Origin of the sequence: Longimicrobium sp. (assembly GCA_036387335.1) — a bacterium.
Classification (GTDB): Bacteria; Gemmatimonadota; Gemmatimonadetes; order Longimicrobiales; family Longimicrobiaceae; genus Longimicrobium.
Window position 1 is genome coordinate 27,143 of the sequence record DASVTZ010000105.1, and the last position, 23,971, is coordinate 51,113.

At 70.5% G+C, this 23,971-nt stretch carries 17 protein-coding genes; 14 read left to right on the forward strand and 3 right to left on the reverse strand.

Annotated elements, in window-relative coordinates; all coding sequences use genetic code 11:
* The first annotated feature begins 85 nt into the window (after nucleotides 1–85).
* The 4 genes from VF647_09180 (at nucleotide 86) to VF647_09195 (ending at nucleotide 4,914) form a co-directional block, all read left to right on the forward strand.
* Nucleotides 86–847 (forward strand): hypothetical protein, encoded by a 762-nt coding sequence (locus VF647_09180; GenBank protein ID HEX8452255.1) that lies wholly within the window; start codon nucleotides 86–88, stop codon nucleotides 845–847.
* Between the two features lie 74 nt (nucleotides 848–921).
* Entirely contained in the window at nucleotides 922–2,910 is a 1,989-nt protein-coding gene (locus tag VF647_09185; protein ID HEX8452256.1) for an MFS transporter, read from the forward strand.
* Nucleotides 2,911–3,280: 370 nt separating this feature from the next.
* Nucleotides 3,281–4,090 (forward strand): type IV toxin-antitoxin system AbiEi family antitoxin, encoded by an 810-nt coding sequence (locus VF647_09190; GenBank protein HEX8452257.1) that lies wholly within the window; start codon nucleotides 3,281–3,283, stop codon nucleotides 4,088–4,090.
* A 5-nt stretch (nucleotides 4,091–4,095) separates the two neighbouring features.
* Nucleotides 4,096–4,914: a hypothetical protein gene (locus VF647_09195; GenBank protein ID HEX8452258.1), complete on the forward strand. Its 819-nt coding sequence runs from the start codon at nucleotides 4,096–4,098 to the stop codon at nucleotides 4,912–4,914.
* 80 nt (nucleotides 4,915–4,994) lie between these two features.
* Here the strand turns inward: VF647_09195 and VF647_09200 are convergent, their stop codons facing one another.
* The gene (locus tag VF647_09200) at nucleotides 4,995–5,876 is read right to left on the reverse strand and encodes an AraC family transcriptional regulator (GenBank protein ID HEX8452259.1); all 882 of its coding nucleotides are present in this window, start codon (nucleotides 5,874–5,876) and stop codon (nucleotides 4,995–4,997) included.
* 162 nt (nucleotides 5,877–6,038) lie between these two features.
* Here VF647_09200 and VF647_09205 point away from each other — a divergent pair, with 162 nt between their 5' ends.
* The 10 genes from VF647_09205 to VF647_09250 all read left to right on the forward strand — a co-directional run bounded on the left by VF647_09205 (nucleotide 6,039) and on the right by VF647_09250 (nucleotide 21,676).
* A complete protein-coding gene (locus VF647_09205; protein HEX8452260.1) occupies nucleotides 6,039–6,989 on the forward strand; it encodes a CPBP family intramembrane glutamic endopeptidase in 951 nt (316 codons plus the stop codon).
* Nucleotides 6,986–8,044, forward strand: a complete 1,059-nt coding sequence (locus VF647_09210; protein ID HEX8452261.1) for a Gfo/Idh/MocA family oxidoreductase — start codon at nucleotides 6,986–6,988, stop codon at nucleotides 8,042–8,044. The genes VF647_09205 and VF647_09210 overlap by 4 nt, the downstream gene beginning before the upstream one ends.
* 1,004 nt (nucleotides 8,045–9,048) lie before the next feature.
* Nucleotides 9,049–9,384, forward strand: coding sequence for a PadR family transcriptional regulator (locus tag VF647_09215; GenBank protein HEX8452262.1), 336 nt, complete (start codon nucleotides 9,049–9,051; stop codon nucleotides 9,382–9,384).
* 78 nt (nucleotides 9,385–9,462) lie between these two features.
* The gene (locus VF647_09220; GenBank protein ID HEX8452263.1) at nucleotides 9,463–12,093 is read left to right on the forward strand and encodes an ABC transporter permease; all 2,631 of its coding nucleotides are present in this window, start codon (nucleotides 9,463–9,465) and stop codon (nucleotides 12,091–12,093) included.
* A gap of 232 nt (nucleotides 12,094–12,325) precedes the next feature.
* Nucleotides 12,326–13,555 (forward strand): kelch repeat-containing protein, encoded by a 1,230-nt coding sequence (locus VF647_09225; GenBank protein ID HEX8452264.1) that lies wholly within the window; start codon nucleotides 12,326–12,328, stop codon nucleotides 13,553–13,555.
* Between the two features lie 29 nt (nucleotides 13,556–13,584).
* Nucleotides 13,585–15,975, forward strand: a complete 2,391-nt coding sequence (locus tag VF647_09230; protein ID HEX8452265.1) for a TonB-dependent receptor — start codon at nucleotides 13,585–13,587, stop codon at nucleotides 15,973–15,975.
* 85 nt (nucleotides 15,976–16,060) lie between these two features.
* Nucleotides 16,061–17,914 carry a hypothetical protein gene (locus VF647_09235; protein HEX8452266.1) on the forward strand — a complete coding sequence of 618 codons (1,854 nt, stop codon included), beginning with the start codon at nucleotides 16,061–16,063 and terminating at the stop codon, nucleotides 17,912–17,914.
* Between the two features lie 34 nt (nucleotides 17,915–17,948).
* Nucleotides 17,949–19,322, forward strand: a complete 1,374-nt coding sequence (locus VF647_09240) for a serine hydrolase domain-containing protein (GenBank protein ID HEX8452267.1) — start codon at nucleotides 17,949–17,951, stop codon at nucleotides 19,320–19,322.
* Nucleotides 19,323–19,337: 15 nt separating this feature from the next.
* Nucleotides 19,338–20,534 (forward strand): alpha/beta fold hydrolase, encoded by a 1,197-nt coding sequence (locus VF647_09245; GenBank protein HEX8452268.1) that lies wholly within the window; start codon nucleotides 19,338–19,340, stop codon nucleotides 20,532–20,534.
* Between the two features lie 35 nt (nucleotides 20,535–20,569).
* On the forward strand, nucleotides 20,570–21,676 hold the full coding sequence (locus tag VF647_09250; GenBank protein HEX8452269.1) for a serine hydrolase domain-containing protein: 1,107 nt from the start codon (nucleotides 20,570–20,572) through the stop codon (nucleotides 21,674–21,676).
* 167 nt (nucleotides 21,677–21,843) lie between these two features.
* Here the strand turns inward: VF647_09250 and VF647_09255 are convergent, their stop codons facing one another.
* Nucleotides 21,844–22,611, reverse strand: a complete 768-nt coding sequence (locus VF647_09255) for a GntR family transcriptional regulator (protein ID HEX8452270.1) — start codon at nucleotides 22,609–22,611, stop codon at nucleotides 21,844–21,846.
* Between the two features lie 172 nt (nucleotides 22,612–22,783).
* The gene (locus VF647_09260) at nucleotides 22,784–23,587 is read right to left on the reverse strand and encodes a hypothetical protein (protein HEX8452271.1); all 804 of its coding nucleotides are present in this window, start codon (nucleotides 23,585–23,587) and stop codon (nucleotides 22,784–22,786) included.
* Nucleotides 23,588–23,971 lie beyond the last annotated feature (384 nt).

Consider the following 23,971-nt stretch of genomic DNA (forward strand, 5'->3'; position numbering starts at 1 on the left):
AAGACCGCGCGGGTTGCACGAGCGGCGCGGCGCGCCGAAATTCGTCGTCGGACATCCGCGCGCTCCCCGTCCCCTCGACCCGCGCATGAGCTTTCTCGGCTGGCTTCCCTGGTATTGGGCCCTCGCCATGCTGGCGGTGCAGGTGTTCTTCGCCGTGCACGCCGTCCGCCAGGGGAAGACGTGGTGGCTCTTCATCCTCTTCTTCTTTCCCGGGGTGGGCGTCCTGGTGTACTTCTTCGCGGAGTACCTTCCGGACGTGCGCACGGGCGGCCTGCGCTCGGCGGGCAAGCGGCTGGCCCGGCGCCTGAACCCCGCGGCCGAGGTGAAGCGCCTGGAAGACGAGGTGGCGCTCAGCAACACCGTCAACAACCGCCTCGCCCTGGCCGAGGCCTACCTGGAAGCCGGCCGCGCCGGCGACGCGGTGGCCCTGGTGCGCACCTGCCTGAGCGGGATCCACGAAGACGACCCGCGCGTACTGGGCGCCCTGGCGCGCGCCTGCCACGCGGCGGGGCAGATGGACGAGGCGCGCGACGCCATGGAGCGCCTCAAGCGGACGGGCACCATGCTCACCGCCTCCATCCAGCTCCTGGACGCCCGCATCGCCGAGGACGCAGGCGACGTGGAGGGCGCCCTGCGCGCGTACGCCGTCCTTTCCCGCGGCGCCGCCGGCGAGGAGGCCCGCTGCCGCTACGCCCTCCTGCTGAAGCGCGTCGGCCGCGTGGACGAGGCGTACGCCGTCTTCGAGGAGATGCTGCGCCACGCCCGCGTCTCCAGCGGCCACTACCGCCGCGAGGAGAAGAAGTGGCTGGACGTCGCCCGCCGCGAGCTCAAGGAGCGCACGCGGTAGCGCGCCGGGGTGCGACCGCCGCAGCACCGATCTTGCTCCGGCGGGCGCGCTCACCGCGAGAACGGAGCGAAACGTTGGAGACTCACGCCGAAGGGCCGGCCCCCGTCACGCAGCGGCAGATCTGGGTGATCTTCAGCGGGCTGCTGCTGGCCATGCTGCTGGCCGCGCTCGACTCCACCATCGTGGCCACCGCCCTCCCCACCATCGTCGGCGAGCTGGGAGGGCTGGAGCGGCTGGCCTGGGTGGTGACGGCCTACCTGCTGGCGCAGACCATCGTCACCCCGCTGTACGGCAAGCTGGGCGACCTGTACGGCCGCAAGCCCGTGCTGCAGGCGGGGATCGTCATCTTCCTCGCCGGCTCCGTGCTGTGCGGGATGAGCCGGTCGATGGAGCAGTTGATCCTCTTCCGCTTCATCCAGGGGCTGGGCGGCGGCGGGCTGATGGTGACCACCCAGGCCGTGGTGGGCGACATCATCCCTCCGCGCGAGCGGGGGCGCTACCAGGGGATCTTCGGCGCCGTGTTCGGGGTGAGCAGCGTGGCGGGGCCGCTGCTGGGCGGCTTCTTCACCACCCACCTGTCGTGGCGCTGGATCTTTTACATCAACCTGCCGCTGGGCGTGGCCGCCATCGCGGTGCTCGCCGCCACGCTGCCCGCGCGCGGCGCGCGGGTGAGCCGCTCGATCGACTACGCGGGTGCCGGGCTGCTGGCGGTGGTGCTCAGCTCCATCGTCCTGTACACGGACCTCGGCGGCTCGGCGTACGCGTGGGGGTCGCCCACGATGCTCGCGCTGGGCGCCGTGGCCCTGGTGGCGCTGGTGCTCTTTCTGCTGGCCGAGCGGCGCGCCGCGGAGCCCGTGCTCCCCCTCCCCCTGTTCCGCAACCGCGCCTTCTCCACCACCAGCGCGGTGGGGCTGATCGTGGGCTTCGCGCTCTTTGGATCGGTCACCTACATCCCGCTCTTCCTGCAGGTGGTGAAGGGGTCCACGCCCACCGGGTCGGGGCTGCAGATGCTCCCCATGATGGGCGGGATGCTGGTGACGTCCATCGTCTCGGGCCAGGTGATCAGCCGCACGGGGCGCTACAAGATCTTCCCCGTGATGGGGACGGGGGTGATGACGCTGGGGCTCTTTCTCCTCTCCCGCATGAGCACGCACACCAGCCTGGCCGGCGCGTTGGGGATCATGCTGCTGCTGGGGCTGGGGCTCGGGATGGTGATGCAGGTGCTGGTGATCACGGTGCAGAACGCGGTGGACTACCGCGACCTGGGGGTGGCGACCTCGGGTGCGACGCTCTTCCGCCTGATCGGCGGCTCGCTGGGCACGGCGATGCTGGGGGCGATCTTCGCGCAGCGGCTGGCCGCCAACGTGGCGCGATTGGTTCCCGATGCGCCCGGCGGCGGTGCCGGCCTCAGCCCCCAGTCGCTGGCGACCCTCCCCCCGGCGCTGCGCGCGGCCTACGCGGAGGCGTTCACCGCCTCGCTCGGCACCGTCTTCCTGGTGGCGACGGCCATCGCGGCGGTGGGCTTCCTCCTCACCTGGTTCCTTCCGGAGCGGCCGCTGCGTGCCACCGTGGCCGCCGCCGCCGCGGAGCCCGGCCAGGAAGCCGGCGAGGCGTTCGCCATGCCCGCCGACCCCGAATCCGCGCAGCACCTCTTGCGGGGCCTGGCGGTGCTCGCCGACCGCGACGTGCAGCGCAGCTACATCCAGGCTGTGATCGACCGCGCGGGGCTGTCGCTGAGCCCGGCCGCGGCGTGGCTCCTGATCCGCCTGGAAGAAGACGCCGCCCTCGACCCCGTGGAGCTGGGCCGCACCCGCCAGATCCCGCCGGAGCGCATGGCCGCCGCGCTGGACGAGCTGGCGGGCCGCGGCCTGGTGGAGCGGTCGGAGAACGGGAATCCGGTGACGGACGAGGGGTGCGAAGCGGTCAACCGCCTGGTCGCCGCGCGCCGCGCGCACCTCTCCGAGCTGATCTCGGACTGGGAGCCGGAGCGGCACGAGGAGCTGGCCGGCGTTCTCCGCCGCATCGCCGCCGACCTGGTGCCGGAGGCGCGCACCCCGCGATGAGCGAACGGACGCGGGTTTGGCTGTAGGCTTGTACGATGATCGGCATGATGCTAGTGTTCGGAAAATTACGAACACTCCGCAATAACCGAACATGAGTACGGGCGAGAGCGCGCTGGCCAGCCAGATCGAGGCCCTTCTGCGGGAGCGCCTCGACTTGCCGGTTTGGTCAGCGGAAGACGTGAGATGTGACGGCCTGCTCCGCCTGGACGTAGGCGGGAAGCCGCGCGAGCTGTGCCTGGAGGTCCACGGGAGCATCAGCAGTGCCCAACTCGACGCCCTCAGCAACGGAGCCAAGCGTCGGAACCGGCGAGCCCGCCTTCTCGCTGCACCCGTGCTTTCGGTCCGCGTTCGAGCGGAACTGCGGGAGCGCATGATCAACCACGCCGACCTGAGCGGCAACGTCTTCATCCGCGAGCCCGGGTGGTACGTCTGGCTGGATGCGGATCGAGAGCCGCCGCCGCGGCGTCAATGGGAAGCGCGCCCCCTCAACCCGTTCTCGAAAAAGGCATCGCTGGTGCTGCGCGCGCTCCTGGAGGAGCCCGCGCGTGCCTGGGGAATCCGCGAGATCGCCGCGGAGACGAGGCTCTCCATCGGCCACGCCTCGGACGTCGCGCGCGAGCTTGTGCGGCGGGGATACGCGCGCGATGAGGAGGGGAGGATTCTACTCGGGAACGGGATCGCGGCACTCCGCGACTGGCTCGGCGCCTACCACTGGTCGAAGAACCGGTTGAGCTCCTTTGTCGTCCCGTTCGAACACCAGGAACTTAGCCTCGAGCTCAGGAGCGCGATGGACGCGGCGGGAGTCCGCTTCGCGCTGACCATGCTCGCCGGAGCGGACCGGATCGCCCCGCACGTGCAGCACGCGCAAATGCACCTGTACGTGCCGGATGAGCAGGCCGCGCACGCACGCGACGTCGTACAGCGCGCGCTGTACGGGGAGCGGGTCCACACAGGAGGCAACCTCCACGTGATGACGCCCTACTATGGCGACGCCGTCTTCCAGGGCGCGCGCGAGGTGGACGGGATGCCGGTGGTCTCGTCCGTCCAGCTCTTCCTCGACCTCGCCGGCTTCCCCCTGCGCGGCGCCGAGGCGGCCCGGATGCTCGCGTTGGGACCGCTGCGGCAACAGCTTGGCCTGGATGCGCGCCAGATCCAGGAACTGACGCGTACGCTGGAGTAACGCTCGTGCCCACCGGCTCCGAGGTGTTCGCGCGCACGGTGAGGGCGCTGCAGCCCTACGCCGCCGAGGTCGTGTTCATCGGCGGGTGGGTCCACGCGCTTTACCTGGCCGAGGTGAATGCCGGCGAGCAGGCCATCCGCACGGAAGACATTGACCTCACGATTCCGCATCGCCTCCTGGCGGCGGGCCGGCCCGCGCTGCTGGACCTGGTTTTCAACGCGGGCTACGAGATCCAGGAGGTGCTCGGCGGAAACGGAATGGTGGAGATCTTTCAGCCTGGCCCAGGCCAGAGCGTGATCGAGCTGGACATCCTGACCGAATCGGCGAACCCCAAGGACGAAATCGTCATCGAGGGGCAGGCGAACCTCAAGGTGCAGGGCTATCCGGGCCAGCACGTGCTTCTCGACAACGCCCGCTGGATGGAGGTCGGTGCCGAGATCCACGAGATGCTGGATCCGCCGGTACGCATCCGTGTTCCCACGCTTTCGGCGTACCTGCTCGCGAAAGGGCTCTCGTCCCGCACTCGCACGAGGCTGCCGAAACAGGCCAAGGATCTCGTGTACCTCGTCGAGATCGTCAGGAATCCGGCGCTGGGCCGAGCCGCCGTGGAAGGGATGGGTGAGATGGCGTCCAGGTACCCGGATGATTACGCGCGCTGGCGCGGCTACCTGACGGAGTCTTTGGGGAACGCGCCCCTGCTTTCCGAAGTGGCCGAACAACTGATTCTCGGCCACCGTTCCATAGGCGAACCCGCCGCGGTGGTGAGGACCGTCGTGGCGCGTTTGCGTCGTCTGCTGGGCGAGACCCCTGACCCGGATCGATAGCACGTGGCCCGGTGAGCTGATGCTTCGCACATTGCGTGTGGGGTCGACGTCGCGGGCGCGCGATCCGCGGGCGCTCAGGATCACTTCAGCGGCAGGAACAGATCCGTGCTGGCCGCGTGCTCGGGGACGTCGGGGAAGAACGTGACGCGCTGGCAGAAGAGCGGGAAGTCGCGCGCCTCCTCGCCGCTGGCGGGGAGCCAGTCGCGGTAGAGGAAGAGCGCGGCCGGCTCCAGATCGTCTGCCGAGCCCACGACGCGGAGGACCGCGCAGCGCCCGCCGGGGATCGTGCCCGCCTCGACACCGTCGTCGTTCGCTGTGATCGGGCCGGCGGTCGCGGCGCAGAGGTCCAGGCGGTACTCGGCCGGGGGCGTGGTGCGCGGATCGTCGTGGAAGACGTTGAACGTCGCGCTCACCTTCGGTGGCACGCCGGCCGCCCGGCGCCACGAGATGAACCGCTGGATCGTCTCGCCGATGCGCGCGGGGTCGCCCACGTGCCGCATCACCGCGACGGGAGTCTCGGGGACCTCGCGGATGTGCACGTCGGCGGCGGAAAAGTTCGTCATCAGCTTGCTCCTTGCTTGGGAGAGGGGTTCGAGGGCCTCGGTCCAGCGCTCCCAGTCGGGAGAGCCGCGGAAGGCGGAGGGCGCCTGCCCGATTAGGCCGCGAAAGGCCCGGGTGAACGCGTCCGACGCCTCGTAGCCGGCGTCCAGCGCGATCTCGGTGACGCTGGCGTCGTCCCTGAACGCCAGCCGGTACGATGCCCTCTTCATCCGCGCGAGCTGGACGTAACGGTGCACGGTGATGCCGAACGTCACCGCGAACTGCCGGTGGAAGTGGTACTTCGAGAACGACGCGACGCGCGCGAGTGCCGCCAGCCCCAGGTCGCTGTCGAGGTTCTCATCGATGTGGTCCAGCACCCGCCGCATTCGCGCCCGGTAGCTTTCCAGCGCCGCTGTCGTCATCGCGTTCCTCCGTGGTGTTGCGGCGAATGTAGGCGGCTGGCCGGCGCAGCGCTCCACCGATCTTGCTGTTCTTTGCGGCGGGTCGCCCTCGGGTGTCGCGCGGGCGCGGTGCCTCGTAGATTCCGCGCGTCCGTTCCCGCCGACGCCCCACACGCCCTCCCCATGCCGGCCCAAGCCGATGCCCCGCGCGGGCGGCCCCTGCGCGCCCTGCTGCTGTACCTGCTGGCGGTGTTCGTCGGGGGCGCGCTGCTGGCGCCATGGCTATACCACGCGGTGCATGCGCTGGCCGGCGAGCAGGGGACGCTGGCGAAGCTGGCGCGCATGCCCTTCGCCCGCTACGTCAACCGCGCGCTGCTGATCACGGCGCTCGTCGGGCTGCCGTTCTTCATCCGCGCCGCGGGGATACGGCGCTGGGCGGACGTGGGGGTGGCGCCGGGGCTGGTGCGGTGGCGTAGGTTCGCGGCGGGTTTCGGGCTGGGGTTCGCGTCGCTCGCCATCGTCTGCGTGGTGGCGCTGGTTGCGGGCGGGCGGCTGCCGCGCGCGCGCACGCCGGGCGACCTGGCCGCACAGTTCCTCGGCGCGCTGGCGACGGCGCTGGTGGTGGCGGTGGTCGAGGAGCTGCTCTTTCGCGGCGCCTTCTTTGGCGGGTTGAAGCGCGCGGTGGGGTGGAAGCCGGCGCTCGCGGCCAGCAGCGTGCTGTACGGCATCGTCCACTTCATGGCCCGGCCCGCGAACCCGCCCACGGTGGACTGGGTCTCGGGGCTGCGCGTGTTGCCGACCATGCTCGCGGGGATGACGGAGCTGCGGACGCTCGTGCCCGGGTTCCTGAGCCTGGCGCTCGCGGGCGTCATCCTGGGCCTGGCGTACCAGTGGACGGGCGAGCTCTCCGCATCCATCGGCGTCCACGCGGGGTGGATCTTCTGGCTGAAGTACTACGGCTTGGTCACCAAGTCCGCCCCCGGCGCCAACATTTGGTTCTGGGGCACGCGCAAGCTCACCGACGGGTGGCTGGCGTTCGTCGCCATCGTCGTCGTGCTGGCGCTGCTGGGCCTCGCCGCGCGGGCGCGGAGCCGCGGTGGAGCGCGCACCTCAATGATCATGGAGAGAGGATGACGGAGCCGATCCGGGTGGGGCTGATCGGGACCAGCGGCTGGTCCGAGCGGATGTACCTGTCGTCGGTGGCCAGCGAGCCGCGCGCGCGGGTGGTCGCACTCTGCGGGCGAAGGGCGGAGCGGACGCGGGAGGTGGCGGAGCGCTTCGGCGTGGCGCGGTGCTATACGGATTTCCGCGCGATGCTCGCGGATGGAGGGCTCGACGCCGTGATCGTCGCGGCGCCGGATGACGAGCACCACGAGATGGCGCTCGCGGCGATCGACGCGGGGCTGCACGTGCTCTGCGAGAAGCCGCTGGCCCGCAGCGCCGCGCACGCGCACGAGATGTGGACGCGCGCCCGCGATGCCGGCGTGGTGCACATGACGCTCTTCACCTTTCGCTGGCTCCCCGCGCACCGCTTTCTGGGCGAGCTGGTGGCGGCCGGGCGCATCGGCGAGCCGCGCGGCTTCACCTTTCGCTTCGTGCACGGGCTGGGCGTGCGCGAGGACCTGCGCTGGCGCTCGGATCCGGCGCGGTCAGACGGGGTGCTCGCGGACCTGGGCTCGCACCTCTTCGACCTGGTCCACTGGTGGCTGGGGCCGGTCGCCGAGGTCAGCGCGGACCTGCACAGCTTCGGCACGGTGCACACGGCGGGGCGCGCGGTGGCGAACGATTCGGCGGCGGTCTCGCTGCGGCTGGAATCGGGCGCACACGGCACGGTGCACCTGAGCAGCATCGCGCACGTGGACGACGCGATGCCCGGCCAGGAGTTCACCATCTTCGGCAGCGAGGGCACCCTGGAAGGACGCCTGTCGCGCTCCGGCTCCGAGATCCGGCTGATCACGGCGGACGAGGGCTGGCGGCTTCTTCCGGTCCCGGAGCGACTCTTCGGCGGCGCGCCGCTCGACCAGCAGTTGAAGGTGTTCACGAGCGGCAGCGCTGGGCCGCGGGCGTGGATCGACGCGATCATCGAGGGGCGGGCCGTGGCGCCGGACTTCGAGGATGGGTGGCGTGCGCAGCGCGTGATCGACGCCGCGCTGGAGTCCGCGCGCAGCCGGTGCTGGGTCGCGGTCTGATCAACAGACAACCTCACACAGAAAAGAGACACAGAGGAAACAGCAAGAACGGCAAAGGGCGTCCTCTGTTGCCTTGCAGTGCCCTCCGCGTTCTTTGGGAGACGGTTTTCGAGTTGCGTCTTTGGGGTGCTCTCACGACCGAGGTCACGGCGCGGCGCGTTCAGTGCGGATGCGCAAATGCCCGCGAGTGGAGCGTGCGCGCATGACGAGCGAGTACTGATACAGGGGGGGCCGGCGATCGAGACGCGCGGCGCGCTCACACGAATTTCCCGGTGCGGTGAAGCCGTGTGGGGGCGGTCGATTGCGGGCGCAGTCACGCGGCTCAGGCACTCCACCGATCAGCGCGAGCTCGAGCGTATCTGGCGCGCTACCGGTTGGTTGCGGGACGCGCAACTCTTCTCTGCCTCGCTGGCGATCGCCCGCGACCGCTCCGCCAGCACGCCCTCGCGCCTGTACGCGCTCCGGGCTCTCCTGATCGTGGGGCGCCCTGATCTAGCACCGAACGTCGAGGAGATGACCGCTCCCACGGATCGACGCTCTCGAGCACAGGGGGGGTGCCATTTCGCACGACGTATCGGCGAGCCGCCTTACCATGGTGCTCCGATGCCGAGCGATGCTCGGGCCCAGGTGCTCTCAATTGCAAGCAAACTGCAGAACGATCAGCGCGAGCCCGCCGCGGTGAAGGCAGCCGCAATCTGCGTGGCGGAGCAACTCAGGTAGGGCAGTAAACCCCTGAAGGCTGAGCACCGTCCGTGCGGACCCGGTGCTGGGTCTCGATCCGATCGAACGGCGGGTCTCACGCGGAGGCGCGGAGAGAACTGCACCTGCTTGGCTCACACAGAGCCACAGAGCCACAGAGAGAACCGCAAAAGGTTTTCTCTGTGGCTTTCGGCTCCTTCTGTGTACTCCGTGTGAGCTTTTCTGCCGTTCCTATTGACAACGACAGGAGAGGCGCGCACTCTTCCTATCGACAACTACAGGTACTCTCCTCCGGGAACTCCCGCATGGCCCCTCGAAGCCAGACCGACGCGCTACGTGGCTCGCTCGACCTCCTGATCCTCAAGACGCTCTCGCTGGAGCCGATGCACGGCTGGGGAATCAGCCAGCGCGTGCAGCAGATCTCGCGCGGGGTGCTGGAGGTGAACCAGGGCTCGCTCTACCCCGCGCTCCAGCGGCTGGAGAAGGAAGGGGTGATCGCAAGCGGCTGGGGAACCAGCGAGAACAACCGCCGCGCCCGCTACTATGAGATCACCCCCGCAGGCCGCCGCGCCCTCGGCACCGAGCTGGAGAGCTGGAAGCGCTTCGCCGCGGCCCTCGATCTCGTGCTCGAAAGTGCCTAGTGCCTGGTGCCTAGTTCTGAACCGCGGTTACTGAGCACTTGGCACTTAGCACTATCCCTTCCGCAATCATATCCCAATATGAAATCGATCATCGCCCGGCTGCGGCTGCTCCGCCGCAGCGAGGCCGAGGAGCGCATGGAGGACGAGATGCGCTTCCACCTGGAGATGGAGACCGAGAAGCTCATCCGCGAGGGGGTGAGCCCCGCGGAGGCACGGCGCAGGGCGCGGGTGGCGTTCGGCGGGGTGGAGGGGCACAAGGAGGCGATGCGCGACGGGCGCACCTTTGCCTGGATGGGCACCCTGTCGCTCGACGCGCGGCTCGGGCTGCGGCTGCTGGTGCGGCACCGCGGTCTGGCGCTCATCGGCGGCTTCGCCATGGCGACGGCGATCGCGGTGGGTTCGGTGACCTTCGAGGCCCTTTCGCAGGTTCTGCGCGGCACCCTTCCGTTGGACGAGGGCGATCGGGTGGTCGCGGTCCACTGGTTCTCGGACAGCACGGAGAGCGCCGAGCGGCAGGTGCTGCACGACTTCGCGGAGTGGCGCGGCGGGCTGCGCACCGTGCGGGAGCTGGCCGCGTTCCGCACCGTGGAGCACAACCTGATGTCCGTGGCGGGCGACCCGCTCCCCGTGGCGGTGGCTGAGATGACCGCGTCGGGGTTCCGCGTAGCCCGCACGCCGCCGCTGCTGGGGCGCTACCTGGTGCCGGAGGACGAGCGCCCCGGCGCGCCCGCGGTGGTGGTGATCGGCCACGAGGCGTGGCGCACCCGCTTCGCCGCCGACCCGCGCATCGTGGGGCGCACCGTGCGGCTCGGCTCCACGCCGCACGTTGTGGCGGGGGTGATGCCGGAGGGGTTCCGCTTCCCCTACGACCACCAGTACTGGGTGCCGCTGCGCGAGAGCCCGCTGGCGCACGCCCGGCTGGAGGGGCCGTGGCTGTACGTGTTCGGGCGGCTGGCGCCCGGCGCATCCCTCGCCGAAGCACGGGCCGAGCTGGCGACGGTCGGGCGGCGCACGGCGGCGGCGCACCCCGGGATGTACGACCGGCTCCGGCTCACGGCGATCCCCTTCACCTACGACCAAATGGACCTGCAGAGCCCCACGATGCGGCTGGCACTACGCGCGGTGCAACTGCTGGTGGGCGGGCTGCTGGTGGTGGTGGCGGTGAATCTGGCCGTGCTGCTGTACGCCCGCACCGTGTCGCGCCTGGGCGAGATCGCCGTCCGCAGCGCGCTGGGCGCCAGCCGACGCCGCATCCTGGCGCAGCTCTTCATGGAGGCGCTCGCCCACTCGGTGCTGGGCGCGCTGGTGGGGCTGGTGGTGGCGAACGGGGTGCTCCGCATGACGCGGCGCTGGATCGCCGCGGCGGGAGGGGGGAATGGCCTTCCGTTCTGGGTAGACCTGCGCCTGTCGCCCGCCACGGTAGCGTACGCGCTGGCGCTGGCGGCGGTCGCCGCCTTCATCATGGGCGTGCTCCCCGGCCTCAAGGCGACCGGCGACGGGATGCAGGCCAACCTGCGCGAGCTGCGCTCCGGTCCGCGCCTGGGGCCCGTCTGGAGTGGGCTGATCGTGGCGCAGGTGGCGTTCGCCATGGCCGTGCTGCCGCCCGCCGTCTACGCCGTGTGGCAGATCATGCGCATGGAGACGGCCAAGATCGGGTTCGCGCCGGACGAGTTCGTGGTGGGGCAGGTGGAGCTGGGCGAGCCGCCCGCGGGGCTGGACTCGGCCGGGGTGGCGGCGCGCAACGCCTCGCGGCGTACGGCGCTGATGGCGAGGCTGGCGGCGGAGCCCGGGGTCACCGCCGTCGCCCTTGCATCCTTTGTCCCCGGCCTGGACGAGCCCACCCAGGACGTGGAGATCGACGGTGCCGCCGGGCCGCAGCAGGGCGCGAGCGCCATCCGCACAACGCCGGAGCTGTTCGGTACGTACGGCGCGCGCATCGCCGAGGGGCGCGCGCTGGCCGAGGGCGATGCGGACGCCGTGGTCGTCAACCGCACCTTTGTGCGGCGCCACCTGGGGAACCGCGGCGCCGTGGGCCAGCGGCTGCGCTACAGGAAGGCGGATGGGCCGGGCCGCTGGTACGAGATCGTCGGCGTGGTGGAGGACTTCCCCGCGGTGCCGCTCGTGATCACCTCGGCGAACGGGGTGGCCAACGTGTACCACGCCGCCCTGCCGGGCGACGTCCCCGACCCTACCCTCTCGGTGCGCCTGCGCGGCGGGATCCCCGCGGGATTCGTGAGGCGCGTGCAGCGGCTGGGCGTGGAGGTCGATCCCGAGCTGCAGCTGGGCGTGCGCCCGCTGGCGGAGGTATACGCCTCCGTCCGCTCCTTCTCGCGCTTCATGTCCTGGGCGCTCGCGCTGGTCACGGGGAGCGTGCTCCTCCTTTCCGCGGCGGGGATCTACGCGCTGATGTCGTTCACCGTGGTCCAGCGCACCCGCGAGATCGGCATCCGCACCGCGCTGGGGGCACAGCCGCGGCGCATCGTGGCGAGCATCTTTGCGCCGGTGGGGCGCAGGCTGGCCGTGGGCGTGGCGATCGGCGGGGTGCTGGCGGGGGGCATCACCGCCGGCGCGGGCGTAAGCATGGGGCGGGCCGCACCGCTGATGGCTGCCGTCTGCGCCATCATGCTGGGCGTGGGGCTGCTGGCGGTGCTGGGGCCCGCGCGGCGCGGCCTGCGCATCCAGCCCATGGAGGCGCTGCGGGAGGCCTGAAACAACAGCAAAAAGCCTCACACAGAGAACACAGAGGGAACTACAAGCCACAGAGGAAGCCTTGATCTGTTCTCTCTGTGTCTCTGTGTCTCTGTGTGAGCCATGCGGTTGCAGTTCCCTCCGCATCTCCGCGTCTCCGCCTACTTGCGTGCCAGGGGGAAACGTATACATTAGAACAAACGTATACATTGGGATCAGTGTCGACGGGAGCCCCGGGTTCTGGAGAGCGCACATGAGACGGGCAATCGCGTGGGTGGCTGTATCGGTGTCGGCTGCCGCCCTCCTGGCCTGCGGCAAGGACCCGGTCGCGAAGGGCGGTGATCCCAAGCTCGCGCTTTCCCTGGACAGCGTGACCGTCGATCTGGGCACTTCCGCCTCGGTGGCCGCGACGGTGGTCAACACCAGCGGGACGGCACAGTTCGTCTCGCGCGATCCGGGTGTGGCGACCGTGAATGCCAGCGGCGCCATCAGCGGCGTCGCGGTCGGCTCGACGTACGTGGTCGCCACGCTCGCGGGCAACGCGGAGGTGCGTGACTCCGTGCGCGTTCGCGTGCGGGAGCCGATCGACGGCGAGTGGGGGATCAAGGCGAATCTGCTCGAGAACCAGTCGGAGTTCGCCCTCGCCGAAGCGAACGGCAAGCTCTACGTCATGGGCGGTTATCCTCCCTCCCGGGTGACGTCCCGCACGGTGCAGGTCTATGACATCGCGCTCGACCGCTGGCAGCTCGGCCCACAGCTCCCGCAGCCCAACAACCACGGGATGGCGGCGGGCGTCAACGGGAAGATCTACCTGCTCGGCGGCCAGTTCACGGACGACCAGGAGGGCGCCACGGCCGTCAACACGTTGTACGAGCTGGACCCGGCGGTGGGTGCATGGGTGCAGAAGGCCCCGATGCCCACCGCGCGCAGCGGAGGTGTGGCGGTAGTGCTCGGCGGCAAGATCTACGTCGCCGGGGGACGGGTGCCGCGCGGAAACGACTTCGCCGTGTACGACCCGGCGGCGGACCGGTGGGAGGTGCTGCCCAATCTGCCTTCCCAGCGCAACCACATCGCTGGCGCGGCGATCAACGGGCGCATCCACATCGTTGGCGGGCGCCTGGGCAACGGCCTGTCGCCCCTGAAGTCGGATGCGCACGAAGTCTACGACCCGCAGACGCGCACCTGGACGACCGCGGCTCCCATGCTGAGCGGCCGCAGCGGGATCAACAGCGTCATGGCCCGCGGCTGCTTCCACGTCTGGGGCGGCGAGGCGCCGAGCGGCATGACCCCCCAGCACGAGTACTACGATCCCCGCACCAGCCAGTGGACGAGCCTCCGTCCCATGCCTCTGCCCGTGCACGGGGTGGTCGGGTCGGCCTTCGTGAACGGACTGATCTGGGTAACCGGTGGCGGCACCCAGGTGGGCGGCGCCTCCGGCAGTCTGCACAACCAGACCTACCGGCCGATCGTGAGCTGCGAATGACGCCGCGCGACGCGTAGGGAGACCCGCTCATGCCGCGCATGGCTGCACGGGCGGCGGCGATCGCCGTTGCGTGCGGTGCCCTGGCGGCCATCTCCGCACCGGCGGCGGCGCAGCACGAACATCACGGGATTCCGGCCGGCGGCTCCCAGGCGGTGCTGACCGGAACGGCTTCGTGCGCGGAAGGCGCGCCGTCGAGCGGCGCTATCGTACAGCTCTTCCATGGCGACGGCTCCGGCCGTCACCTCATGGCGGCATCGGCGGCCGATGCCGCCGGCCGCTTTTCCCTCCGCGCCCTCCCCGGCACCTACACGCTCGAGATCGGCTACCCGGGGCATGCGCCGCACCGCCAGCAGGTGAGCGTCGCCGGCGCCGCCGTGCGCGTGGGCAACGTGCGCCTCCGCTGCGGACCGCTGGGGCTGGATACGCTGACGGTGAGGGCGGAGCGCGAGGCGGTCCAGCTCCGCAGCGGCGCGACCGTCGTGGATGTGCGCGCGTCCGCCACGGCGGGGGGCAGCATCGCGGACCTCCTGCGCACCGTCCCCGGCGTCGAGCTGGACGCGGACGGGCGCATCGCCATGCGCGGCGGCACGGGGGTGCTGGTGCTGATGAACGGGCGGCGCATCCCGCTGGCCGGCGATGCGCTCGCCGCGTTTCTGCGCCAGATGCCGGCGGCGGCGCTGGACCGCATCGAGGCGGGCACCACGGCGTCCGCGCGGCAGGATGCGGACGGCGCGGCCGGTGTGGTGAACCTCGTCTTCCGCGACGATGCCACGCGGCGCACCGGGATGCGCTCGCTGGCGGGCTCCATGGCGTCGGACGATCACTACGCGGGCTCCGCCGCCGCCGCGGGCCACGTGCGCGGCGTGCTGAGCTGGGATGCGACGTACTCCTTCTCCGGCATGCGGCCGCGCACGGACTCCAGGACGGCGCGCTGGAGCCTCGTGCCCGGCGACCTCCCTCTCCAGACCGACGAGGACAGCCGCGGGCGGGCGAGGCACCGCCTGCACTCCGTCATGGCGGGCGCGGCGCTGACGCCGGCGCCGGGCGCGTCGCTGGCGCTGCGCGGCGCGTACTCCTGGATGGAAGGCGCGTCACGAAACAGCACCGCGTTCGTTTACACCAATGCGGCCGGAGACACGGGAACGAGCGCCACCGGCAGCCTGGTGGAGCACGTGATCCCGTCCGCCGAGCTGAGCGCCGCCGCGAGTGTGGACCGGGGGCGCTTCCGCTTCGCTTCGGAGGCGCGCACCAGCCTGGTGGATGAGGACTTCCGGGGCGACTACGACGACGTGGGCGCGGGCTTCCGCTACAAGTCCACCGCCATGACCTCGCGGCAGCGCGAGCACGTACTGCGCAACGACCTCGCTGTCCACTTTCCGGGGATCGATCTGGAGGTGGGGCAGGAGTCGCGGTTCCGCACCATCAACGCGGAGCACGATGCGACCCACTTCGGCGCGACCGTTTCGCAGGACTACCGCTACCGGACGGAGGTGCACGCCGGCTACCTGGCCGCGCACCGCGTCACCGGCAGCGTGCGCGCGGAGGCGGGGCTGCGCCTGGAGGCGGACCGGACCCGCATCGAGCTGGAGGCCGCCAGCGAACGGACGGACGTGCGCCTATTCCCCAGCATCAGCGGCGAATGGACCGATGCGCGCCGCGGACTCGTGTACCGGCTCGCGTACGGCCGCCGCATCAACCGGCCCGGTCCCGAGATGCTGAATCCGTTCCCCATGGCCGAGAACGACGCGCACGAAGTCGTCGGCAACCCGTCGCTGCGGCCGGAGCTTTCGGACCAGGTGGAGTTCGGCGTGGAGCGGCCCGGCTCGCTGCTGACGCTGCAGCTCACGCCGTTCCTCCGCTGGACGCGCGACCCGATCCGCCCACTCATGGCGGCGACGGAGAGGGGCGGCTCCACGACCACGCTGGCGAACCTGGACCGGACGCGTGCCGGCGGCGCCGACGGCAGCGCGCGTGCGCGGCTGGCGCCCGGCACGGTCGTGACGCTTGCGGGCAGCGTCATCCACGCGGAGACGACGGGCGACGCGTTCGGCAGCAGCGGCGTGTACGCCACGGCGCGGCTCACCGTCGATATGCGGGTGGCCGAGAACACGGCGGTGCAGCTCTACGCGTACCGCCGCAGCGCCCAGGCGATCGAACAGGGCGAGATCCTGCCGGCGTTCACCAGCGAGCTGGCGGTTACGCGGCGGCTCGCCGCCGACCGGGGGCGCGTGACGCTTCGCCTCAACGATCCGTGGCGAGGCGACCGTACCGAGTTCCGGGTCGCCGATACGGGCTTCACGCAGGAGAGCCGCCGGCGCACGGCGCGGCCGCTGCTGTCGCTGTTCGCGTCGTACGCGGTGGGCGGCGCGCCGCGCGACGATGCACCCGCCCGCCCCGAGGGTCCGCCGCGCATCTTTTGACATCAAGTCACAGAGAACTCTTCTGCTTTCCTCTCTGTGGCTCTGTGTGAGGCCATCTGTTCAGCCCACGACCCGGAGGTCGCTCATGCGCCCCGCCCCGCTGCTCCCCGCGCTCATCGCCGCGCTCGTCGCCGCCTGCGATGGAGGCGGACCCGTAGAAACGGCGGGGCCGATCCACGTGATCTCCGTCGATACGCTTCATCCTGGGCAGATCGCCCACGTGCGCGGCACCGGCCTCGCCAGCCTGCGCTCGCTCATGCTGGACGGCGTGGAAGCAAAGGAGCTCGTTGCGCTGTCCGACAGCGTCGCCGAGTTCCGGGTGCCTTCCATGCGCGCCTGCGAGACCGACATGCGCGCCGTGAAGCTGTCCGCGAACGGATCGGCGCCGGTCGGCGGCATCGTACGCGTCCCACCCAGTTTCTCGCTGCGCCCGGCTGAGTCGCGCGTCCTGACCGAGGACGACCTGCGCTGCCTGCGCCTGCCGGCCGCCGACGAGGACTACGTGCTGAGCGCCGCCAACCTCGCGATCCCGACGGCGGAGGTGGAGTCCCCGCGCACGCTGGTTTCCGTCCGCCTCCTGGGCACCGGCGACGCCGCCCCGGCACTCTCATCGTCCGCCGCACCCGGACCGCTCGCGACCTTCTCCGCACCCGGTGCCGGCACGCCGCTGGAGCCCGCGATCCCCGCACTGGCCGCGCCGGTGGGCAGCTACTCGCAGGCGCCGGCGCCATTCGACCCGCGCTACGCCACGGCGGTCATGGGGGACACGCTGCGCTTCGTCGACTGGTTCTCCGGCAAGCCGGGGATCTGCCACCTGCCGGCGGACTCGGTGCCCACCTTCCAGGCCAAGGTCGTCGCCGTCTCGGGCCGCGTCGCCGTCGTCGTCGATCTGCGGCACCCGCTGGCGGCGGGGTTCATCGATCCGGCGAAGAACGGCTGGCTGCGCGACGCGGCGGCGATGGCGGACCGATGGCTGCTGCCGACGATGCGCTCCGTCTTCGACGCCGACTTCCAGCCTCCCGCCGGGGGCGGCGGCCGCTTCTACGTGCTGCTCGGCACGCTGCAGCTCGGCACCGGCTTCGCCTACGACGGGCCGCTGCCGACCGTGAACGTCGCGAGCCAGGCGAGCTGCCCGCGTGCCTCGGAGATGGTCGTCAGCCTGCACAGCGCCGACCGGCTGGCGCTGCCGCAGAACCAGAACGCGAGCTACGCGGCGGGGGTGTTCCTCCACGAGTACGCCCACAACGCCGACCTGATCACCAGCCACCGCGACCGCACGCAGAGCATCCTGAACGAGGGCCTGGCCACGCTCGCCATGGAGACGGCCAGCCGTATCGGCTCGGGGCAGCCGCTCCACGCGCTGCACTCGCGCGCCGGCGGCGACGCACCGTTGCCGTTCGAGGGCGCGGTCGGCCTGTGGGGCACGGAGCCGGCGCTCGGGCCCTGGCAGAGCAACGGCCGCTACGGCGCGAATGCGCGCATGCTCCTCTTCCTGCGCGAGCTGGCGGGCGAGGCCTCGGTCGATCACGGGCGCCGGCCGACGCTGTATCAGCGCCTCATCTACGCGCCGGTCGACTGGCTCAATCGCCCCGCGGTCATCGCCCACATCACCTCGACGCTCGGCATCAGCTACGCCGACCTGACCGACCGGCAGACGCTGGCGAGCGTCACCGCCGGGCTCATCGACCCGGGCGTCGCGCACGACCTGCCGCGCTACACCTCGTGGGACCATTCCGAGCGCGCACGCGTGTCCGGCCCGCTCTCCGTGGGGTTCCCCGGCCGCGCCGGCCGCCGCGCCAACGGCGAGCACACCCTGGCGGCCGCGGACGGCGGCCACGCGGCGCTGTACCTGATGGCGGACGGGCCACGCGGGGTCTCGCTGGAGCTCGTGTCGATGGCGCAGTCGGCGCGCATCGTACGGGTGACCCGGCTGCGCTGAGCGGCCGCATTCCACCCCCAACCACGGGCAACCCATGCGTGAGCGTGCATCCCTCTGCCTGCATCGTCCCACCGGACGCGCACGCGGCGGCGCCAGCGGATCGATCGCGGTTGCGATGGTCAGGATCGCGTTTCTCGCGGCCCTGCTTTCCTGCAGCGGAGAGCCGGCCGCGCCGCACGTCGATCCCCCGGTCACGCCTCCCGCGGAACAGGAGATCCCCATCAGCGGCGCCGCGGTGCCGGGGATGGGGTCGTACGATCAGGTCATCCCCGCACTCATGCGCAAGCACGGCATTCCCGGCGGCGCGGTCGCCGTGGTGCGCGACGGACGGCTGATCTACGCGCGCGGCTTCGGCTACGCGGACGTCGAGAACAAGACGGTGGTGCAGCCCGACGCGCTGTTCCGGATCGCCAGCATGTCCAAGCCGATCACCGCCGCCGCCATCATGAAGCTCGTCGAGGAGGGCAAGCTCAGGCTGGACGACCGCGTGGCGCCCCTCATCGCGCACCTGGCGCCCGCGCCGGCAGCGACCGTCGATCCGCGGTGGGAGCAGATCACCATCCGGCACCTGCTCAACCACAGCGGGGGCTGGGATCGTGGCAAGCCGAACGGCGGATTCGACCCGATCGACCGGCCGCTGATCGCCGCCGCCGCCGTCAACGCTCCCGCCCCGGCGTCCTCTGAGACGCTCGTCCGCTACATGAAGGGAATGCCGCTGGACTTCAACCCCGGCGAGAAGTTCGCCTACTCGAACTTCGGCTACATCATCCTGGGCCGCGTGATCGAGCGCCTGAGCGGCATGCGCTACGAGGAATACGTGCGCGCACGCGTGCTGCAGCCCGTGGGCGCCAACCGCACGCAGCAGGGCAGGTCGCTCATGCGCAACGCGCTCCCGGGCGAGGTGAAGTACTACTGGCCGGGCATGGGGGTGAACGCGCCCGCGGTGCCGTCGGTTTTTCCGGGCGAGGGCACGGTGCCCTTCAACTACGGCGGCTTCCACCTGGAAGCGGGGGATGCGAGCGGCGCGTGGGTGTCGTCCACCATCGATCTCCTGCGCTTCCTGACCGCCGTCGATGGCCGCGCCAGCCGTCCGGACATCCTCAGCACCGCGCTCGTGGCGGAGATGACCGGCAGCGGCGCAATGGTGTGTCCGGATGGCGGATGCTATTACGGCGCCGGCTGGTTCGTCCGCCCGATGCAGGGCGACGCGAACTGGTGGCACGGCGGAACGCTGCCCGGCAACACGAGCATGATGGTGCGCACGTACCACAACTTCGCGTTCGTCGGGCTGTTGAACACCCGCTCGCTGACCGCCAACCTGGAGGCCGAGCTCTATGCCGCGCTGTGGAATGCGCACGAGGGCGCCACGTCGTTCCCCACGCACGACCTGTTTTCGAACTTCCCGTGACGTGAGGCGCGTACGATGAAATCGGCGAAGTCTATCGCCGCCGTTGCGCTGGCGTGCGCCGCGTTCGTGGCGTGCGACGGGAACCCGGTCGAACAGAGTGGCGATCCGCGGCTCACGCTCTCCGCGGACAGCGTGGTGGTGGGCGTATACGAATCGTCTCCGCTGACCGCCACGGTGCGCAACGCCAGCGGGGCGGTACTGTACGTATCGCGCGATCCGGGCGTTGCTACCGTGAACGCCGGCGGGGCCATCAGCGCCGTGGCGGCGGGCTCCACGTACGTCGTCGCCTCGCTCCTCGACCGCCCGGAGGTGCGCGACTCCGTGAGGGTGCGCGTGCACGCCGATTCCTGCACGGGTGCGCGTCCCGCTTTCGGCGTGGCGACCGCGGAGGACCGGAAGCTGTTCAGCTACGACGCCGGTGCACCGCTGAACCTGCAGAAGACGGTCGAAAGCACGACCAACGGCGTGGAGGCCAGCAGCATCTCGTTCAGCGGTCCGGACGGCGTGGTGACAGGAATGCTGTGGGACCCGGTCACGCACACGGGTCCGCGCCCCGGCATGGTGCTGATGCACGGCCTGCCCGGCAACGCGAAAGCCATGGCGGGCATCGCGCAGAACTACGCGAAGTACGGCGCGGTCGTCATCGCCATCGACGCGCCGTGGAATCACCGCACGACGCCGCCCTACCTGACGATCACCGACCAGGACCGGACCGAGCAGATCCAGGTGATCAAGGATCTGCAGCGCGCCGTGGACGTACTGCGCTCGCGCCCCAACGTGGACGCCGGCCGCATCGCGTTCGTGGGCTTCAGCTGGGGCGGCGCGACGGGCGCGCTGTTCGTCGGCATCGAACGGCGCCTCAAGGCGGCGGCGCTGGTGGTGGGGCACGGCGGCCAGGTCTCGCACGCCACGGGTCCGGAAGGCTTCAAGCTCATCTCCGGCTTCCCGTGTGCCCGGCGCGTCGCCTGGATCCGGGCGATGGCGCCCATCGAGCCGATTCGCTTCATCGGGAACGCCAACGTCCCGCTATACCTGCAGAACGGGAAGTTCGACCCGCTGATCCCCTATGCCGATGCGGCGGAGCTGCACGCCGCCGCGCCGCAGCCCAAGACGGTTCTCTGGTACGACGCGGGACACGACCTCAGCCAGCAGGCCCGCGACAACCGGCACGACTGGCTGGTCGAACAGATCGGGATCGACGCTCGCCTGTAATCGCACGCAACCGCCTTTCGAACCCGGAGGACGCCATGCGGATCGTCGCTGCCCTCACCCTGCTGGCCTGCGTCGCGTGCGGCGCCGGCGAGGCCACCACCCCCGACGCGGCCGCCACGCAGGCGGCGGCCGACTCGGCCTTCGTGGCCGCCCTGCGCGCGCACCTCGACGCCGCCACGGCGGCCGGCGAGTTTTCGGGCGCCGTGCTCGTGGCCCGCGACGGGAGCACGCTGTTCGAGGGCGCCTACGGCCTCGCGGACCGGGAGCGGGGCGTGCCGAACACGCCGCTCACGCAGTTCCGCGTCGGCTCGATGAACAAGATGCTGACCGCGGTCGCGACGATGCAGCTGGTGCAGGCCGGCACGCTGCGCCTGGACGTGCCGATCGCCACGTACCTGCCGGACTACCCGAACGCGGAGCTGGCGTCCAAGGTGACGCCGCACCACCTGCTGACCCACACCGGCGGCACGGGCGACATCTTCGGGCCGGAGTTCATGGCCCGCCGGCTGGAGCTCCGCAACCCGGGCGACTACCTGCGGCTCTACGGCGCGCGCGGCCTGCGCTTCGAGCCCGGCGCGCGGTGGGAGTACAGCAACTACGGCTTCATGCTCCTGGGCGCCCTCATGGAGCGGGTGGGCGGCAGGAGCTACGACGAGCAGGTGGCCGCGCGCATCCACGCCCCGGCCGGGATGACGGCCACCGGCGCGGCGCCCGAGGACTCGGTCGTGCCCGGGCGTTCTCTGGGCTACATGCGGCAGGCGTCCGGCGCACTCGTGTCGAACGCGCCGACGCTCCCGTATCGCGGCACGCCGGCAGGGGGCGGCTACTCCACCGTGGGCGACCTGGCGCGCTTCGCCGTCGCCCTGCGCGAGCACCGGCTCCTGGACGCCGCACACACCTCCCAGCTCCTCGCCGGAAAGGTGGACGTCGGCCCAGGGACGCGGTATGCGTACGGATTCTTTGACCGCATGGTGAGCGGCCGTCGCATCCTGGGGCACAGCGGCGGCGCGCCGGGGATGAACGGAGAGCTCGCCTTCGAGCCGAATGGCGGGTACGTGGTCGTGGTCCTGTCGAACTTCGACCCTCCGGCCGCCAGCCAGGTCTCGGCCTTCATCCTCAGCCGCCTGCCGGCCGGCGGCTGACCACCGCTTATCTCACGCAGAGGCGCAGAGACGCAGGGAGAGAACAACAGAGAAAGCCACGCGGAAAACCTTTTGCGGTTCTCTCTGTGGCTCTGTGTCTCTGTGTGAGCCATGCCGTTGCGGTCCTCTCCTGCGTCTCTGCGCCTCTGCGTGAGACTTCCGTCGCATCAGCCGGCGACATTCCCCCGCTGCTGGGCGGCCGAGAACACGCTGTGGAACCCGGCTTCGCCCACCTGTTCCACGATCCTGGCGAGACGATCGGCGCCGTTGAACCAGTTGGTGCGCACCGCCGCCTCCGCCACGTCCGCGCGCCCCGACTCGATCGCCGCGATGATCGCGTCGTGCTCCTCGAACGTCTCCTCGAAGCTCCCCGCGCCGTAGAGCGGACCGCAGAAGTACTCGTACCGGTCGAGGTGCGAGCGCAGCCCGTCCAGGATCAGGCAGAGGCGCGGCCCGGCGAGCCTGGCCCTCAGCAGCCCGTGAAACGCGTGGTGCAGCTCGAACAGCCGGTCCCAGTGAGGCGTGCGCTTCGTGGCCTCGCGCCGGAATGCCGCCTGCGCCTTGGCCAGATCCGCCGCCAGCGCGAGCCGCTCGCCCTCGCCGCAAACGGCCACGTTGCGGACGATGACACCCTCCAGCGCGCCCGCCGCGGTGCCCAGCTCGCGCGCCTCGCCGGCGGTCATGGGAGCCACCGCGAGGCGCATCTTGGCGCCGTCGCTCGCCCCGGTAGGCACGAGCAGCCGCTCCTGCTGCAGGCGCCGCAGCGCTTCGCGGGCGGGCGTGCGGCTGACCCCCAGCTCCTTTGCGACATCCGCCTCGGTGACCCGCGTGCCCGGCAGGAGCCGGCCGCACACGATGAGGGCGCGTACCTCGTCGTAGATCGCGAGCGAGGCGGGTGCGGGAGCCGGGGGCGATGCGTCGGTGCGCCGGGGCATTCGGCTCGGGGAGGGGGTGAGGGATCGCCCGGGAAAATTATCGACCCCGCCCGCGGCCCGCCATACCGCCACACCGAGAGAACAACAGAGAAAAGCAGGCTCCTCGCCATTCCGTAGGGCACCGCACGCCGATGCGCCCGCGCCTCAACCATGCCGAGGCCTAGTTACCTGCTCAGTGCGTGCGATAACGGTGAATGGTCGCAGGACCGAGTTTCGTGTAGACGCGCACCGAGGATCCCCCCAAACCCACCTCTCCACTAATCCACTGCGCACCAGGAGCGGCACTCAAATAACGGTTGTTCATCTCTACGGGAGGGCCGCTTCGCGTGCCGGCTTCCAACTGGGCGGAGTACCGTTCAGGGATGTCGAGGAACATTGGCCCGTTTGCGGTAGCGACGTCCAGGCCCCTGCCCTCCCACGATTGACCATCAAGGATGACGTGCACCGGCCCGACGCCGGTTCGGCCGTGGACGTAACCCCCGACATGGGTGAGCGACAGCGGACCGGAGTTCAGCTCGGCCGAGATGTCACCCTTGACCCCCGTCACTGCAAGGGGCCCTGCGTTGGCGCGTAGCACCAGATCGGAGTTCCTCGGCACGTGAACCACGAACAAAACCCACCACGCAGCCTCCGCCCCGTCCAGATCAGCCCGGATGTCACCACCCGACGCTTGAACGCGGACGCGCTTGAGAATTTCCGTCGAGATCGCCACATCGTCACTACGTGCCTGCAGGCGTGCTTCCACATGCACACTGTCGCGGTCCCAACCGACGACCTCCGCGCCTCCCGCCCCAGTGACGGTTAGACGGGTGGTTCCGTTCGCACGGAACCCGAGTTCGCGGACCTCGCACGCCTCTTCTTGTGTCTTGCAGCGGCCGAGCCATCCAGCGGCGTCGTTCTGCGCGTGCGCCGCTCCAGTGCCCGGTGCGGAAGCCAGCAGCGCGCCAACCGCGATTGTGCGTTTGATCAGATTCATCGTCTTCGCTCTCCAGATTGGTTGTTGAGAACTCCGACCGAGTACGGGTTTGCGGTGGTGAGTCTCTGGGAATTCGCACTGAAGGTGACCGTCCCGTCGGGTCAGCGCGACCAGCAGAGGTAACCCGAGCGGACCGGTGGTGAGTGCCGTCGTGACCCCTTCTGAACTCACATCGAGCGCCGCAGCGGATCGCCGGTCGCGAATGGGTGCCCCGATCACCAACGCCCAACCCTATTTTGATCTAGGGGAGATTACCGCGACTCCCCCAGACGCGCAAGGGGAAGATGCTGGAGCATTTGAAAGAGAGGCCACTCGCAAAGAGAAGGAGGCGTGCAGGCAGGCTTTCATTCATGCCCTGCTGAGACACGAATCGGGACCGCGCCC

What these genes read in the sequence shown, in the direction of transcription:
- VF647_09180 (HEX8452255.1), top strand. Translation starts at nt 86, where the DNA reads ATGAGCTTTCTCGGCTGGCTTCCCTGGTATTGGGCCCTCGCCATGCTG.
- VF647_09190 (HEX8452257.1), top strand. Translation starts at nt 3,281, where the DNA reads ATGATCAACCACGCCGACCTGAGCGGCAACGTCTTCATCCGCGAGCCC.
- VF647_09200 (HEX8452259.1), bottom strand. Translation starts at nt 5,876, where the DNA reads ATGACGACAGCGGCGCTGGAAAGCTACCGGGCGCGAATGCGGCGGGTG.
- VF647_09205 (HEX8452260.1), top strand. Translation starts at nt 6,039, where the DNA reads ATGCCGGCCCAAGCCGATGCCCCGCGCGGGCGGCCCCTGCGCGCCCTG.
- VF647_09210 (HEX8452261.1), top strand. Translation starts at nt 6,986, where the DNA reads ATGACGGAGCCGATCCGGGTGGGGCTGATCGGGACCAGCGGCTGGTCC.
- VF647_09215 (HEX8452262.1), top strand. Translation starts at nt 9,049, where the DNA reads ATGGCCCCTCGAAGCCAGACCGACGCGCTACGTGGCTCGCTCGACCTC.
- VF647_09220 (HEX8452263.1), top strand. Translation starts at nt 9,463, where the DNA reads ATGAAATCGATCATCGCCCGGCTGCGGCTGCTCCGCCGCAGCGAGGCC.
- VF647_09225 (HEX8452264.1), top strand. Translation starts at nt 12,326, where the DNA reads ATGAGACGGGCAATCGCGTGGGTGGCTGTATCGGTGTCGGCTGCCGCC.
- VF647_09230 (HEX8452265.1), top strand. Translation starts at nt 13,585, where the DNA reads ATGCCGCGCATGGCTGCACGGGCGGCGGCGATCGCCGTTGCGTGCGGT.
- VF647_09235 (HEX8452266.1), top strand. Translation starts at nt 16,061, where the DNA reads ATGCGCCCCGCCCCGCTGCTCCCCGCGCTCATCGCCGCGCTCGTCGCC.
- VF647_09240 (HEX8452267.1), top strand. Translation starts at nt 17,949, where the DNA reads ATGCGTGAGCGTGCATCCCTCTGCCTGCATCGTCCCACCGGACGCGCA.
- VF647_09245 (HEX8452268.1), top strand. Translation starts at nt 19,338, where the DNA reads ATGAAATCGGCGAAGTCTATCGCCGCCGTTGCGCTGGCGTGCGCCGCG.
- VF647_09250 (HEX8452269.1), top strand. Translation starts at nt 20,570, where the DNA reads ATGCGGATCGTCGCTGCCCTCACCCTGCTGGCCTGCGTCGCGTGCGGC.
- VF647_09255 (HEX8452270.1), bottom strand. Translation starts at nt 22,611, where the DNA reads ATGCCCCGGCGCACCGACGCATCGCCCCCGGCTCCCGCACCCGCCTCG.
- VF647_09260 (HEX8452271.1), bottom strand. Translation starts at nt 23,587, where the DNA reads ATGAATCTGATCAAACGCACAATCGCGGTTGGCGCGCTGCTGGCTTCC.